Source organism: Serratia sp. CY37869 (assembly GCF_052168895.1).
Taxonomy (GTDB): Bacteria; Pseudomonadota; Gammaproteobacteria; order Enterobacterales; family Enterobacteriaceae; genus Serratia; species Serratia ureilytica.
In genome coordinates, this window is record NZ_JBJNLU010000005.1 from 71,019 (window position 1) to 85,379 (window position 14,361).

Genomic DNA, 14,361 nt, shown 5'->3' on the forward strand with positions numbered 1-14,361 from the left:
ATCGCCCTCAGTCTTCGTCATTGTCGAGATGGTCGCGGATCATCGCCATAAAGGGCGCGCCGAAACGCTCCAGTTTGCGCTGCCCCACGCCGTTGACGCTCAGCAGATCGCCGGCCTTGATCGGCATCTGTTCGGCCATTTCCAGCAGCGTGGCGTCGTTGAACACCACGTAGGGTGGAATGTTTTCTTCGTCGGCGATCGACTTGCGCAGTTTGCGCAGCTTGGCGAACAGCTTGCGATCGTAATTGCCGCCGTAGGATTTCTGGTTGGCGCTGCTGCGCGACTTCAGGCTCTGAATGCGCGGCACCGCCAGCTGCAGCGCCACCTCGCCGCGCAACACCGGACGCGCCGCCTCGGTCAATTGCAGCGCCGAGTGCATGGCGATGTTCTGGGTGATAAAGCCCAGGTGGATCAGCTGACGCAGCACGCTGGTCCAGTGCTCCGTGGTTTGATCGCGGCCAATGCCGTACACCGGCAGCTTGTCGTGACCGTATTCGCGAATGCGCTGATTGTTGGATCCGCGCAGCACTTCCACGATGTACCCGAGGCCAAAGCGCTGGCCGACGCGGTACACGCAAGACAGCGCCTTGCGCGCGTCCTCCAGCCCGTCGTAGCGCTTGGGCGGATCGAGGCAGATATCGCAGTTGCCGCAGTTTTCGTGCTTGCCTTCGCCGAAGTAATTGAGCAGCACCAGGCGACGGCAGGTTTGCGCCTCGGCGAAAGCGCCCATGGCGTTCAGCTTGTGACGCTCGATGTCCAGCTGTTGCCCGGCGGGTTTCTCCTCCAGACAGCGGCGCAGCCAGGCCATGTCGGCGGGATCGTACAGCAGGATGGCTTCGGCCGGCAGGCCGTCGCGCCCGGCGCGGCCGGTCTCCTGATAATAGGATTCGATATTGCGCGGGATGTCGAAATGCACCACAAAACGCACGTTGGGTTTGTTAATGCCCATGCCGAAGGCGACGGTGGCCACCACCACCTGCAGATCGTCACGCTGGAACGCCTCCTGCACCTGGGCGCGGCGATCGTTGTCCAGCCCCGCGTGGTAAGCGCCGACGCTCAGCCCGCGGCTTTGCAGGCGCGCGGCGGTGTCTTCCACCTTGGCGCGGCTGTTGCAATAGATAATGCCGCTCTTGCCGCGCTGATCCTGCACGAAGCGCCACAGCTGGTCGAGCGGTTTGAATTTTTCCACCAGCGTGTAGCGGATGTTCGGTCGGTCGAAGCTGCTGACCTGCACCAGCGGATCCTGCAGCGACAGCAGACGCACGATATCGCCGCGCGTGGCTTCGTCGGCAGTGGCGGTCAACGCGATCACCGGCATCGACGGGAAGCGCTGTTTCAACTGCCCCAGCGCGCGGTATTCCGGCCGGAAGTCGTGGCCCCATTGGGAGATGCAGTGCGCCTCATCCACCGCCAGCATCGCCGGCGGGCAGTGATCGAGCAGGTTGAGGAAGCTTTCCATCATCAGCCGCTCCGGCGCGATGTACAGCATCTTGATGGTGCCGTTGCGGCAGCCGGCCATGACGTCCAGCTGCTCCTCGCGGGTTTGCGTCGAGTTGTAGCAGGCGGCGGAAACGCCGTAGGCCAACAGTTGGTCGACCTGATCCTTCATCAGCGAGATCAGCGGAGAAACGACCAGCGTCAGGCCGTCCATCACCAGCGCAGGGATTTGGTAACACAACGACTTGCCGCCGCCGGTCGGCATCACCACCAGGCAATCCTGCCCGCCGATCGCGGCATTGATAATCGTTTGCTGCCCCGGACGGAATTGCTGGTAGCCGAAGGTATCGCGCAATACCTGCTCGGCCAGCAACTCTCTGTTAATCACTGCTGCGGTTGACACACACTTCCCCATTTTTTCATCGGTACACACCCACCGGGTATGATTACACAATATCGTTCAGCATGACACCAACGCGCGCGTGACTCTTTTGCCTAAACGGGCTGGCAAGCAACAAAGGTTAAGCATAAAATCAACATTCCATTAACCTGGACTGACCAGTTAGCTCCCTTAAAACGCAAAAGAAAAACGGAAACCCGCTATGTCGACAACACCACTGACCCTGGAAGCCGCCCGCCGCAAGATCGGCGAAATTTTTGTCTACCACATGCCGTTCAACCGCGAGCTTGGCCTGGAGCTGCGCCGCTTCGACGATGACTACGTCGAGCTGAGCTTCACCAACCAGCGCAAGCTGGTGGGCAACGCCGCGCAGGAAATTCTGCACGGCGGCGTGATCGCCGCCGTGCTTGACGTCGCCGCCGGGCTGGCCTGCGCCGGCGGCGTGCTGACGCGCCTGGAGCCGCTGGTTGAAGAGGAGATCGCCGCCAAGCTGTCGCGCATGGGCACCATCGACCTGCGCGTCGACTACCTGCGCCCCGGCCGCGGCGAGCACTTCGTCGCCTCCGCCAGCGTGCTGCGCAGCGGCAACAAAGTCGCCGTCGCGCGCGTAGAACTGCATAACCACGACGGCCTGCATATCGCGACCGCCACCGCCACCTACCTGGTCGGCTGATGATTGTGTGCGGTGAGCGTCTTCAGTACACTCACCGCATCTTAAGTTCCCCACCAGAGTGACGTCATGGACGCAAAGCAAACGCGTCAGGGCATTTTCTTTGCCCTGGCCGCCTATTTTATGTGGGGCATCGCCCCGGCTTATTTCAAACTGATCCAGCAAGTGTCCGCGGATGAGATCCTCACCCACCGGATCATCTGGTCGTTTTTCTTCATGCTGGCGCTGATCACGCTGGGCCGCAACTGGCCTAAAGTGCGCGCCGCCTGCCAAAATCGCAAACGGCTGCTGTTGCTGGCGGTCACCGCGCTGTTGATCGGCGGCAACTGGCTGCTGTTCATCTGGGCGGTGAACAATCACCATATGCTGGAAGCCAGCCTGGGCTACTTCATCAACCCGCTGGTTAACGTGCTGTTGGGGATGCTGTTTCTCGGCGAACGTTTCCGCCGCATGCAGTGGGTAGCGGTGGCGCTGGCGTTCACCGGGGGGCTGGTGCAGCTCTGGCAGTTCGGGTCGTTGCCGATCATCGGTCTGGGGCTGGCGTTCAGCTTTGCCTTCTATGGCCTGCTGCGCAAGAAAATCGCCATCGACGCGCAGACCGGCATGCTGATTGAAACGCTGTGGCTGCTGCCGGTGGCGGCGGCCTATCTGTTCCTGTTCGCCGACAGCCCCACCAGCCACCTGAGCGCCAACCCGTGGTCGCTGAACCTGCTGCTGGTCGCCGCCGGCATCGTCACCACCGTGCCGCTGCTGTGCTTCACCGCGGCGGCTACCCGGCTGCGCCTATCGACGCTCGGTTTCTTCCAGTATCTCGGCCCGACGCTGATGTTCCTGCTGGCGGTCACCTTCTACGGCGAGACCGTCGGCCAGGACAAGCTGGTGACCTTCGGCTTTATCTGGGCGGCGCTGATCCTGTTCACCCTCGACGCGCTCTATACCCAGCGCAAGCTGCGCTGAGCCCGGCGCCGCCGGGTTACAGCCAGTTCTTGCGCTTGAAGTACAGGTAAGGGGCCAGGCCCGCCAGGATCATCAGCGTGATCGCGCCCGGGTAGCCGAACGACCATTTCAGTTCCGGCATGAATTCGAAGTTCATGCCGTAGCTGGAAGCCACCAGCGTAGGCGGCAGGAACACCACCGACACCACCGAGAAGATCTTGATAATACGGTTCTGTTCGATGTTGATGAAGCCCATCGCCGCCTGCATCAGGAAGTTCACCTTCTGGAACAGCGATTCGTTGTGCGGCAGCAGGGATTCGATGTCGCGCAGCACTTCACGCGCCTGCTCCAGCTGGCCGGTCGGCAGACGCGCCTTGCGCACCAGGAAGTTGAGCGCGCGCTGGGTATCCATCAGGCACAAACGCACCTTCCAGCCGATATCTTCCAGCTCCGCCAGCGTCGAGAGCGCGGCGTCGTATTCGTCGCCCTGATGCCCTTCCATGATCACCCGGCTGAGCTGTTCCAGATCGCTGTAGATATTCTCTATCTCGTCCGCCAGCTGTTCAATCTTGGTCTCGAACAGATCCAGCAGCAGTTCGTAAGCGTTGCCTTCGAGCATCGTCTGGTTGCGGGCGCGCATGCGGTACAGGCGGAACGCCGGCAGTTCACGCTCACGCAGGGTATACAGGCGGCCGTCGCGGATGGTGAACGCCACCGTGGAGTTGCCGGCGTGATCTTCCGCATCTTCAAAGTAGAAAAAGGAGTGGATATGCAGACCGTCTTCGTCTTCGAAGAAACGGGCGGAGGCTTCGATGTCGTCCAGTTCGGGACGCGTCGCCAGGCTTTGTCCCAGCTCATTCTGCACGCGCTCACGCTCGCCCTCTTCCGGCTCGACCAGATCAACCCACAGCGATGACGTGAGATCATCCGAGTCGTCCAGTTCCAGACGGGACAAGCGGCGGTTATCTAATTTAAAAGCGCTCAGCATGTGCCAAAACTCCGTGAAGGTAACGGGTGCGGACAACGCGTTGAAGCACAGAAACAGAGGGAGATGCGTATCACCGATTTGTTTCAGACCATGAAGAGATCTGACTCATAGCGACACTTTGCGGGGTCGCCGACAACCACGAAGGCTATCAGCAAAAACGGAGAGCCTTAGAAGTTATACCTGCGGCGCAGGTCAGTGAGCCAGTATCTACTGGGTGTGTCCAAGGCGTCTGTCCTCAATGATAATAGTGCGCGCATGTTACGCCGAGAAGAAAAAGCCTGTCAACACGTTAGGCGGGATAATTGCGCAACAAATCATCACGATGATCAATAGCAGAAATGGGGCTTAAACCGTACTGAAAAAGTCGCGGCGATCGCTTACCGCCACCAAGAATGTTGCTAAGATGACATCACCCTAATGGTACGACAAGCATGCGGATTTAAATGATGAAACAGATTACCGCCCATGAACTGACCGCGATGAGCGAACAGGCCGCCAGCGTGGCCCGCCTGCGCGCGCACCGCACCTTACACGAAGAGCTGAGCGACCCGGTGCAACGCCTGGCGATCGCCATGGAACCCGGCACCTATATCCGCCCGCACCGCCATCCGCAAACCTGGGAGCTGCTGACGCCGCTGCGCGGCCGCTTTGTGGTGCTGCAGTTCAACGATGACGGCGTTGTAACACAGCGCACCCTGCTCGGCGAAGAAACCAAAGTGCTGGAGATGCCGGCCTTTACCTGGCATGCGGTGCTGTCGGTCGATGCCGGCGGCGTAGTGTTCGAAGTGAAGCAGGGCCCGTATCAGGCGCTGACCGAAGAAGACTGCATGCAGTGGGCGCCGCAGGAAGGCGGTGAAGGCACCGAAGCGGTGATGCGCTGGTATGCCACCGCCCAGGTCGGCGACCGGTACCCTCACTGATCGTGAAAGGTTGCAGGGGCTGGCCCCTGCAACGCCTCTCTCTTTATACCGTTTCCAAACGCGCGTAGGCCGCCACCAGCCATTTGATGCCCTCACCCGGGAAGGCGATCTGCAGCCGGCTGTGCTCGCCACTGCCCTCCAGATTGACGATGGTGCCTTCGCCAAACTTGGGATGACGCACGCGCTGGCCCAGCTTGTAACCGGTGTCGTTCTCGCTGATCGGCGTGCCCATGCGGCGGTGATTGACCGGGCGCGATACGCTGGCGCGCAGGCGCACTTCTTCCACGCACTCCTCCGGCAATTCGCCGATAAAGCGCGACGGCCGGTGATAAACCTCTTTGCCGTACAGACGGCGCGTTTCGGCATAGGTCAGCGTCAGTTTCTGCATGGCGCGCGTCACGCCCACATAGGCCAGACGGCGCTCCTCCTCCAGACGGCCGCCTTCGTCCAGCGACATCTGGCTCGGGAACATGCCTTCTTCCATGCCGACGATAAACACCAGCGGGAACTCCAACCCCTTGGCCGAGTGCAGGGTCATCAGCTGCACCGCGTCCTGATAGGCGTCGGCCTGGCCTTCGCCCGCTTCCAGCGCCGCGTGCGACAGGAATGCCTGCAGCGGCATCAGATCCTGATCTTCTTCCTGATAGCTGAACTGGCGCGTCGCCGTCACCAGTTCCTCAAGGTTTTCGATGCGCGCCTGTCCCTTCTCGCCCTTTTCCTGCTCATACATGATGAACAGCCCGGAGTCGCGGATCACCCGATCGGTCTGCACGTGCAGCGGCATATCGGCGGTTTCATGCGCCAGCGACTCCACCAGCTCGATGAAGCGCTGCAGCGCCGACGCGGCGCGGCCGGCCAGAACCTTGTCCTGCATCAGTTCACGCGTCGCCTGCCACAGCGTCAGCTGGCGATCGCGCGCCGCCTGGCGCACTACGTCGAGGGTGCGATCGCCGATGCCGCGCGTCGGGGTGTTGACCACGCGCTCGAAGGCCGCGTCGTCGTTGCGGTTGGAGATCAGGCGCAGGTAAGCCAGCGCATCCTTGATTTCCTGACGTTCGAAGAACCGCTGGCCGCCGTAGATGCGGTACGGCATCGCCGTCTGCAGCAGCGCCTCTTCCAGCACACGCGACTGGGCGTTGCTGCGGTACAAAATGGCGCAATCGTTCAGCGCGCCGCCGTTGTCTTGCCAGGTCTTGATGCGGTTGACCACGAAGCGCGCTTCGTCGAGTTCGTTGAAGGCGCAGTAGAGGGAAATCGGCTCGCCTTCGCCGCCTTCGGTCCACAGGTTTTTCCCCATGCGCCCGTCGTTGTTGGCGATCAGGGTGTTGGCCGCTTTCAGGATGTTGCTGGTGGAACGGTAGTTCTGCTCCAGGCGGATGGTTTCCGCGCCGGGGAAATCCTTCAGGAAGCGCTGGATGTTTTCCACCTGCGCGCCGCGCCAGCCGTAGATAGACTGGTCATCGTCGCCGACGATCATCACGTTGCTGTTACCGCCCGCCAGCAGGCGGATCCAGGCGTACTGGATGCTGTTGGTATCCTGGAATTCGTCCACCAGCACGTTGGTGAAACGTTCGCGATAGTGGTTGAGGATATGCGGCTTGTTCAGCCACAGTTCGTGCGCGCGCAGCAGCAGCTCGGCGAAATCCACCAGCCCCGCGCGATCGCAGGCTTCCTGATAGGCCTGGTAGATACGCAGCCAGGTGGCCTCTACCGGGTTGTTGTAGGTCTCGACGTGCTGCGGGCGCAGGCCTTCGTCTTTCTTGCCGTTGATGTACCACATCGCCTGACGCGGCGGCCACTGTTTCTCGTCGACGTTCAGCGCCTTGATGATGCGCTTGAGCAACCGCAACTGGTCGTCGCTGTCGAGGATCTGGAAATCCTGCGGCAGGTTGGCTTCCAGATGATGAGCGCGCAGCAGGCGGTGCGCCAGACCGTGGAAAGTGCCGATCCACATGCCGCCCTGGCTGGTGCCGATCAGATGTTCGATACGGTGGCGCATTTCCGCCGCCGCCTTGTTGGTGAAGGTCACCGCCATGATCGAATACGGTGAGCAGTTCTCCACCGACAGCAGCCAGGCGATGCGATGCACCAGCACCCGCGTCTTGCCGCTGCCCGCTCCGGCCAGAACCAACAGGTTGCTGCGCGGCGCCGCCACGGCTTCACGTTGTTTTTCATTCAGGCTGTCGAGCAGATCGGAGACGTCCATAGGCACCACTAATGGTTAAGGAAAAACCCGCCGGCGACGGGTTTTTCACTGGAAATTTATACAGAGTTCTGGCAGGGATTATAACAATGCTGTCAGCGATGCCAACTGCGAAATCTCAATATGCGGCAGCAGGCGGCTGTCGGCGGCCTGCATCAGGCTGCGTTGCCGATCGTTGATCCAACAGGCCTGCAGCCCCGCGCGCAGCGCGCCGGCCACGTCGGTGGTCAGATCGTCGCCCACGTGCAGGATCTGCTCGGGCGCCACACCCAGCCGCTCGACGGCCAGGTGATACATGTCCTGATACGGCTTGGCGCGCCCGTCCGGCCCGGAACGCAGCACAAACTGAAAGTAGCCGTCCAGGCCGCACTGCGCCGGATCGGCGTTGCCGTTGGTGATCGCCACCAGCGGGTAGCGCGCCGCCAGCGCCTTCAGCGTGGCATGGGTCGCTTCCGGCACCTCAATACGGCTGCGCCACAGCGCGAAATTCTGCATCGCCGCATCGGCCCCGATCGCCGCTTCGGCGTCGCGCAGCCCCTGCCGGCTCAACGCCAGATGAATGGCGCGCCAGCGCCACTGGGTGACGTCGTGGTAGATCTCCGGATCCTGCTCGCGCAGTTCCTGGCGCAGGCGGTGGAAATCCGCCGACTGGAAGCCGTTCAGGCCGGGATGGTAGCTCTGCAGGAAGGCCACCGACTGCTGCTCGGTTTGCCGGATCACCGGACGGTTGTCATACAGCGTGTCGTCCAGATCGAAAGTCAGCGCCGCCAGCGGGCGCAGCGGGCGATAAAAATGCATCAGGATTTCCCCCGTTTGGCGCGCGGATGCGCGGCATCGTACACGTTCGCCAGATGTTGAAAGTCGAGGTGGGTATAAATTTGCGTGGTGGTCAGGTTGGCATGGCCGAGCAGCTCCTGCACCGCACGCAGATCGCCGCTGGACTCCAGCATATGGGTGGCGAAGGAGTGGCGCAGCTTGTGCGGATGGATATGGCTATTGACGCCCTGCTTCACGCCCCATTCGGCGAAGCGTTTTTGCACGTTGCGCGTCGAGATGCGTCGCCCCTGATTGGACAGGAACATGGCGTCGTCCTGCGGCCCAAACAGATCGCGCATCGCCAGCCAGTGTTCCAGCCAGGTGACGGCGGTGCGCCCAATCGGCAGTTTGCGTTCTTTGCTGCCTTTCCCCATCACCCACACCTCGCCCGCCGCCATATCGACATGGCGGCAATCCAGCCCCACCAGCTCGGAGAGGCGCAGGCCGGCGCCGTACATCACCTCCAGCATGGCGCGATCGCGCACCGCCAGCGGATCGTTGAGATCGATCTCCAGCAGCTGGTTCATTTCATCGACGTCGATGTTTTTCGGCAGATGGCGGCCGCTGCGCGGCGTGCGGATGCCCTTCGCGGGGTTGGCGTGCAGCACGCCCTGGCTGACCAGCCAATCGAGGAAGCTACGCAACGAAGAGAGCCGCAGCGCCAGGCTGGCGGACTGCAGACCGGCGCGTTTGCTGCGCGCCGCCAGCATGCGCACCCGGGCGGCGTCCAGCGTCGTCCAGTCGGTGACGCCGATCTCCTGCGCCAGGCGCATCAGCGCCGTCAGCTGGCGTGAATAGCTGAGCTGCGTCAGCGGGCTGAGTTGCCGTTCTACCTTGAGATAACGCAGAAAAGCGTCCACCGGCTGCTGCAGGCTGGGCGCAATCGGCGTCATGCGCGTTCGATCCAGCGTTCCAGCAGCGCCGGCAGCATGCGCGCCAGCTGATTGAGCATCACCGTACCCATGCCCTGCTGATAATGTTGCGTATCGCGGCTGCTGAAGATCACCATGCCCAGCTCGCCGTCGTCGCCCAACATCGACAGCGCCACCGAGCCAATTTGGCCAATCTGTTTGGCCTGCGGCAACAGCAGCAGCAGCTCGGGGCCGTTCAGGCTGCCGAGATAGTGTTGTTCGCTGCCCAGCCGCTGAATGCGGAACGGCTCGAACGCCGAACGCGTCAGCGCCAGATGGGTGAAATCGGAAGGCGCGCCGATATTCCAGCGCTCGGCGAACAGCCGCACCGTGGCGCCGGCCAAACCGAAGCCGCGCGCCCAGCGCTGCAGCCGGTTTAGCATGTCCTGCAGGCTGTCGGCGGTGGCCAGATCGGCCTGCAGGTGCAGCAGCCTGGCGAACAGCCCTTCGTTGGCGCTGGCCTGCTCCATCAACAGCGTGATCTCTTCTTCCAGCCGTTCGATGTGATTGCGCTGGCGAGCCAGATGCCATTCCACCAGCGAAACGGTGCCGCGCACCGGGTGAGGCACGCGCATCTGCTCAACCTGGCGCGCGTTGCGAATAAAGAAATCCGGGTTCTGCAGCAGGTACTGCATCACGGCGTCGTCATCCAGCGCCAGGCCGGCGACGCTCTGTTCTTCTACGCTTTTCATAGATGAATAAATCCGTCATAGACATGGGTTGCCGGACCGGTCATAAACAGCGGATTGCCCGGCCCTTTCCAGCGAATATGCAGGCTGCCGCCCGGCAGTTCTACATGCACCTCTTCTGACAGCAATTCCTGTTGGATCCCGACCGCCACCGCCGCACAGGCGCCGCTGCCGCAGGCCTGCGTTTCACCGGCGCCGCGCTCGTAAACGCGCAGCTTGATGTGATCGCGGCTGACCACTTGCATAAAGCCGATGTTGGCCCGTTCCGGGAAGCGCTCATGCCCTTCCAGCACCGGTCCAAGCAGCTCCACCTTGGCGGTTTTTACATCATCCACCTGCAAAACACAATGCGGGTTGCCCATCGACACCACGCCGCACAGCACGGTATGTTCCGCCGCGCGCATGATGTAGGTCTTTTCCGCCTTGGCGGCGCGGAACGGCACCGCCTGCGGATCGAAATTCGGCTCACCCATGTTGACGCACACCAGATCGTCGTCGGTGACGCTGAGCACCATGCGCCCGGTTTGGGTGCTAACGCGGATATCGCGCTTGTTGGTCAACCCTTTCAGCCGCACAAAGCGCGCGAAACAGCGCGCGCCGTTGCCGCACTGCGCCACTTCGCTGCCGTCGGCGTTAAAAATTCGGTAGTGAAAATCCAGCTCGGGATCGTAAGGCGGTTCTACCACCAGCATCTGGTCAAAGCCGACGCCCAGGTGCCGATCGGCCAGCCGGCGGATCAGCTCAGGTGAAAAATAGACATTCTGTGTAACGGCATCGACCACCATAAAGTCGTTGCCCAGACCGTGCATTTTGGAGAACTGCATATCATACTCCGCTATCTGGACGCGCTATCCGTCTTGATTTTGCGGCGGCGCTCGCCACCGCAAACCGGGTGTTACTGGGCAACCATCGACGGTTTTTGCTGAGAGCCAGACTGCTCCTGCTGGTTCTTTTGCACCTGATCGCCCGTTTGCACCGGCGGTTTGGCCGGTTTTTGGCCGGCGGAGTCGGCAGGTGGGAAGTAAAGCGGGCCTTTCAGACCACAGCCGGCGAGGCCGGTAACCAGAACGGCCATCAGCGCATAGCGTAGTTGTTTTTTCATTTGCATTAATGCCTGTAATTCATGCGTCCAAGGTCTCTATAATCGCAGGTGGATCATGAAAAGCAATAGGAATTGAATATGAACGACAGTGAGTTTCACCAGTTGGCCGACCAGCTGATGCTGAATATTGAAGAGACACTGGACGATTTTGACGGCGATGCGGATATCGATTACGAAACCAATGGCGGCGTGATGACGCTGAGCTTCGAAAACGGCACCAAAATCGTCATCAACCGCCAGGAGCCGCTGCACCAGGTGTGGCTCGCCACCAAGGCCGGCGGTTACCACTTCAACTACCGCGACGGCGTCTGGGTATGCGATCGCAGCGGGCAGCCGTTTTACCAACTGCTCAGCGAAGCGGCCAGCGCGCAGGCCGGCGAGGAACTGAGTTTTTCCTGAGGCTAAGCAGGGCTCGGCAACCGAGCCCTTGCGGCGTCAATGCAGCTGGAACTGCTGCTTCAGCGGCTGAGCGGCGCCGTCGGCCACCGTCACGCACAGGCTGGACAGCACGTTGCTGCGGAACGGGATCACCTGCGTGCGCCCGTCGAGCTGCACGATTTGATAGAACTGCGGCAGGTTGAAGTTGATGAAGCTCGAGCCGTAGGTAAAGCGGTCGTGCGACGAGGAATAGAAGCGGCTGACGTCGCGCACCAGCTCCTCTTTGCTGCCCTCGCAGTGGTGATACACCTCTACCCGATTCGACTCATCCAGAATATAGATGTTGAAGCCCTTGTCGTCTGAGGTGTCTTCGAAGAAGAACTGGATGATCCCCTCGCTGGCGAAACCGTCCACCACCGGCGGCAGATGCACCTGATCGGTTTCCACCTTGATAGACAGGCCGTGCAGCTTGTTGTTGGAGATGGCGCCGTAAAACTCCACCGCGTTCTCCAGCTTCTGCACCGACACGCTCAGGCGCTCGAAGAACAGCCCCCAGGTTTGCCCGGCGACGCGCACCGCCTTGAAGCGGCCGGGTTCCAGCCGGGTGCTGGACAGGCGCAGCTCGATGCACTCAGACACCAGCTGCTGAATGCGGGTGCGAATAAGGCCGCGCAGGTGCTGACTGTAGCAGAACACTTCCACCGACTCCGGCGGTGCGGCGTCCTGGTGCATTTTGCCGAGAATGGTTTTCAATGCTTCCAGCACCGACTGCTCGCCGCTGAAATGCAGGGTGCGCACTTCGTTCCAGGAGTTGCGATACAGCAGATCGATGCTGCCCACCAAACACTGCTGCTGCTGGCCGAAGCTGAACACGTCCAGCTTGCGGAAATCGAAGTGCACCACCTGATTGCGGAAGGCGGCGGTCGGATCGTTTTCCAGATTGACGATGATCGCCAGATGGCGAATCTCGCACGGGCTGTACAACGCTTTCGGCGTCGGTGCCGGCAGGCGCAGCGGGAAGTGATGGGAAACGTCGGCCACCAGCTCCTGCAGCTTGGCGGTGTCGCACAGATTGCCGCTCTTGATGTGCAGGCGGGTCTGCGGCGTCAGCAGGCCGTTGAAATAGGCCCAGGCCACCAGCTTGTTCAGGTAGCGGTTATATTCCAGCGGCTGATGGCTGACGATCGAATCCATAGCCGGTGCCTGATTATACAGGTACCAGCCGGTGCGGTTGGCGCGGCCAACCGGCACATGAATAAAGGTTAAATCGTTTTCCGACAGGTCCGGCGAGATCTGCGGGTTCACCAGCGTCACCTTGCCGGGCAGCGCTTCGAACGCCGCATACAGTTTGCGGGTCAGCACGCCGATATCCTGCGGGCTGGCGCTGACGCTGAGGTTGTTGCGGCGGGCGAAACGGATCAGGTTGCGGTAGCTCTGCATCATCGCGTCGAGCAGTTCGTTGTGCGCTTCGCGCACTCGCTCGATCTTCCAGTTGGCGCGGTTGTCCAGCATCGCCAGACGCTCTTCGCTCCAGCCCCACTCGCTGACCAATTGGCTGAGGATCTCGCGCCGCCAGCCGACGCAGGCCTTGGCCAGCGACAGCTTTTCACACACTTTCAGGTAGAAACAGCGACGGGCCAAATCGAGGCGGGTGGTGTCGTTGATGTCGGTCAGGTAGCGGGTGACGCGCTCGAGCATCATGCAGTAGGCGTCGAGCCCGAAGCTGACGATCTCGCCCTGGTGCAGGCGATGTTTGATGTCCGTCGCCAGCAGTTGGGTATTGGGGTATTCCCAGGAATAGGCTTCCAGCAGCAGTGTTTTCAGCACCGCCTTGTAAGGCGAATCGATGCTCTTGTACAGCTGCCACAGGCTGGCGCCGAAGTACTCTTCCGCCGACAGCGAACTCAGGCCGCCGAGATCCAGCCACTCGTTCGGCGTCAGCGCGCCCTGCGCGTACAGCGACAGCACGTATTCATCGTAGTGCGCTTCTTCTTCGCCCGGCACCATGTTCCACAGGATGCGTTTGCCGGCCAGGCGCACCGCGGTGCGGTAGAACTCGTCCAGCAACAGGATGTGCTGCGTCGAGCCGCAGTCTTCGCCGCCCAGGCTGCCGCTTTCATTATGGCGGAAGCGGTTTTCGTCGATCAGGAAGAAGCTGACTTCCACCCCCATCGACGCGGCCCACTTCTCAAGCAGGCTGCATTTTTGCTGCAGGCGGGTGCGTTCTTCGTTGTCCAGCCAGGACTGGTGGCAGACCCAGATGTCGAGATCCGAGCTGCAGCTTTGGCCGATAGACGAGGTGCTGCCCATCGAATAGACGCCGGTGATCGGCAGCTCGCCGCTGGCCGGTTTGTCAAACGGGCTACCCCATTTGTCTTCTAAATCGTTCAGGTAATCTTGTTGAGTTTCATCAGGCGTGTAGAGGCAAATGCCGTGGGGAACGTTACCGTTCAGGTAACCCGGCATCAGCGGGTGGTGGTGGTGCAGTAAGGTGGGCAGCAGACTGTATACCCGTTGAAACGCGGGCTTCATAGCCGCCAGGGCGCGATCGACGCGTAGCTGATTGATCGCATCCAGTCTCTGCTTCAATGTCTCGATGTAGAGGTACAAGACGTCTCGCCTGATTATCCCGGTGTTTAGAAAAAAACCCGTATTCCATAAGCGCCGTTAGTGTAAGAAGAATATTTGGCGACTTATTGCTGGAAACGTGATCAATTTAACACCTTGCTGATTGACCGTAAAGGAGGTAACGCTTCACAATTATTGTAGCGCTTCCCTAAACGATTTACCCGCAGTGTTAACTGCCCCAAAGCACATCACACGTCCCTTTGATTCCGTTGTCCTTTTTCCGCCTCCGGCTTCTTGCACTGACAGTATTGACTCTCAGTGGTAGGATGGATGGCGAAATATA

13 protein-coding genes are annotated in these 14,361 nt (G+C 60.9%); 4 read left to right on the forward strand and 9 right to left on the reverse strand.

The window, feature by feature from the left end; translation table 11 throughout:
* Positions 1–7 precede the first annotated feature (7 nt).
* Positions 8–1,840: an ATP-dependent DNA helicase RecQ gene (recQ, locus tag ACJ8J1_RS21860; protein ID WP_046688049.1), complete on the reverse strand. Its 1,833-nt coding sequence runs from the start codon at positions 1,838–1,840 to the stop codon at positions 8–10.
* A 199-nt stretch (positions 1,841–2,039) separates the two neighbouring features.
* On the opposite strand from recQ, the gene ACJ8J1_RS21865 reads away from it, so the two are divergent.
* Both ACJ8J1_RS21865 and rarD read left to right on the forward strand, forming a co-directional pair.
* Positions 2,040–2,510, forward strand: a complete 471-nt coding sequence (locus ACJ8J1_RS21865) for a thioesterase family protein (RefSeq protein ID WP_033645017.1) — start codon at positions 2,040–2,042, stop codon at positions 2,508–2,510.
* A 66-nt stretch (positions 2,511–2,576) separates the two neighbouring features.
* The gene (gene rarD / locus ACJ8J1_RS21870) at positions 2,577–3,464 is read left to right on the forward strand and encodes an EamA family transporter RarD (protein WP_442520427.1); all 888 of its coding nucleotides are present in this window, start codon (positions 2,577–2,579) and stop codon (positions 3,462–3,464) included.
* 16 nt (positions 3,465–3,480) lie between these two features.
* On the opposite strand, the gene corA is transcribed toward rarD, so the two are convergent.
* Positions 3,481–4,431 (reverse strand): magnesium/cobalt transporter CorA, encoded by a 951-nt coding sequence (gene corA / locus ACJ8J1_RS21875; RefSeq protein WP_004934262.1) that lies wholly within the window; start codon positions 4,429–4,431, stop codon positions 3,481–3,483.
* A 446-nt stretch (positions 4,432–4,877) separates the two neighbouring features.
* Between corA and ACJ8J1_RS21880 the strand changes: the two genes are divergently transcribed.
* Entirely contained in the window at positions 4,878–5,351 is a 474-nt protein-coding gene (locus ACJ8J1_RS21880; protein WP_025160392.1) for a WbuC family cupin fold metalloprotein, read from the forward strand.
* 43 nt (positions 5,352–5,394) lie between these two features.
* Here ACJ8J1_RS21880 and uvrD read toward each other — a convergent pair whose 3' ends face one another.
* The 6 genes from uvrD to lptM all read right to left on the reverse strand — a co-directional run bounded on the left by uvrD (position 5,395) and on the right by lptM (position 11,072).
* The gene (gene uvrD, locus ACJ8J1_RS21885; protein ID WP_025304874.1) at positions 5,395–7,557 is read right to left on the reverse strand and encodes a DNA helicase II; all 2,163 of its coding nucleotides are present in this window, start codon (positions 7,555–7,557) and stop codon (positions 5,395–5,397) included.
* A 78-nt stretch (positions 7,558–7,635) separates the two neighbouring features.
* The gene (yigB, locus tag ACJ8J1_RS21890; RefSeq protein WP_033636653.1) at positions 7,636–8,352 is read right to left on the reverse strand and encodes a 5-amino-6-(5-phospho-D-ribitylamino)uracil phosphatase YigB; all 717 of its coding nucleotides are present in this window, start codon (positions 8,350–8,352) and stop codon (positions 7,636–7,638) included.
* The gene (gene xerC, locus ACJ8J1_RS21895) at positions 8,352–9,263 is read right to left on the reverse strand and encodes a tyrosine recombinase XerC (protein ID WP_033645020.1); all 912 of its coding nucleotides are present in this window, start codon (positions 9,261–9,263) and stop codon (positions 8,352–8,354) included. The genes yigB and xerC overlap by 1 nt, the downstream gene beginning before the upstream one ends.
* Entirely contained in the window at positions 9,260–9,973 is a 714-nt protein-coding gene (locus tag ACJ8J1_RS21900) for a DUF484 domain-containing protein (RefSeq protein WP_033645022.1), read from the reverse strand. Before ACJ8J1_RS21900 ends, xerC begins: the two co-directional genes overlap by 4 nt.
* Positions 9,970–10,794 carry a diaminopimelate epimerase gene (gene dapF, locus ACJ8J1_RS21905; protein ID WP_004934244.1) on the reverse strand — a complete coding sequence of 275 codons (825 nt, stop codon included), beginning with the start codon at positions 10,792–10,794 and terminating at the stop codon, positions 9,970–9,972. Before dapF ends, ACJ8J1_RS21900 begins: the two co-directional genes overlap by 4 nt.
* A gap of 71 nt (positions 10,795–10,865) precedes the next feature.
* Positions 10,866–11,072 (reverse strand): LPS translocon maturation chaperone LptM, encoded by a 207-nt coding sequence (lptM, locus tag ACJ8J1_RS21910; RefSeq protein ID WP_080273427.1) that lies wholly within the window; start codon positions 11,070–11,072, stop codon positions 10,866–10,868.
* A gap of 78 nt (positions 11,073–11,150) precedes the next feature.
* Here lptM and cyaY point away from each other — a divergent pair, with 78 nt between their 5' ends.
* Positions 11,151–11,471 carry an iron donor protein CyaY gene (cyaY, locus tag ACJ8J1_RS21915; RefSeq protein WP_033645025.1) on the forward strand — a complete coding sequence of 107 codons (321 nt, stop codon included), beginning with the start codon at positions 11,151–11,153 and terminating at the stop codon, positions 11,469–11,471.
* 36 nt (positions 11,472–11,507) lie between these two features.
* Here the strand turns inward: cyaY and ACJ8J1_RS21920 are convergent, their stop codons facing one another.
* Positions 11,508–14,060 carry a class I adenylate cyclase gene (locus ACJ8J1_RS21920; RefSeq protein ID WP_019452546.1) on the reverse strand — a complete coding sequence of 851 codons (2,553 nt, stop codon included), beginning with the start codon at positions 14,058–14,060 and terminating at the stop codon, positions 11,508–11,510.
* Positions 14,061–14,361: the final 301 nt, after the last annotated feature.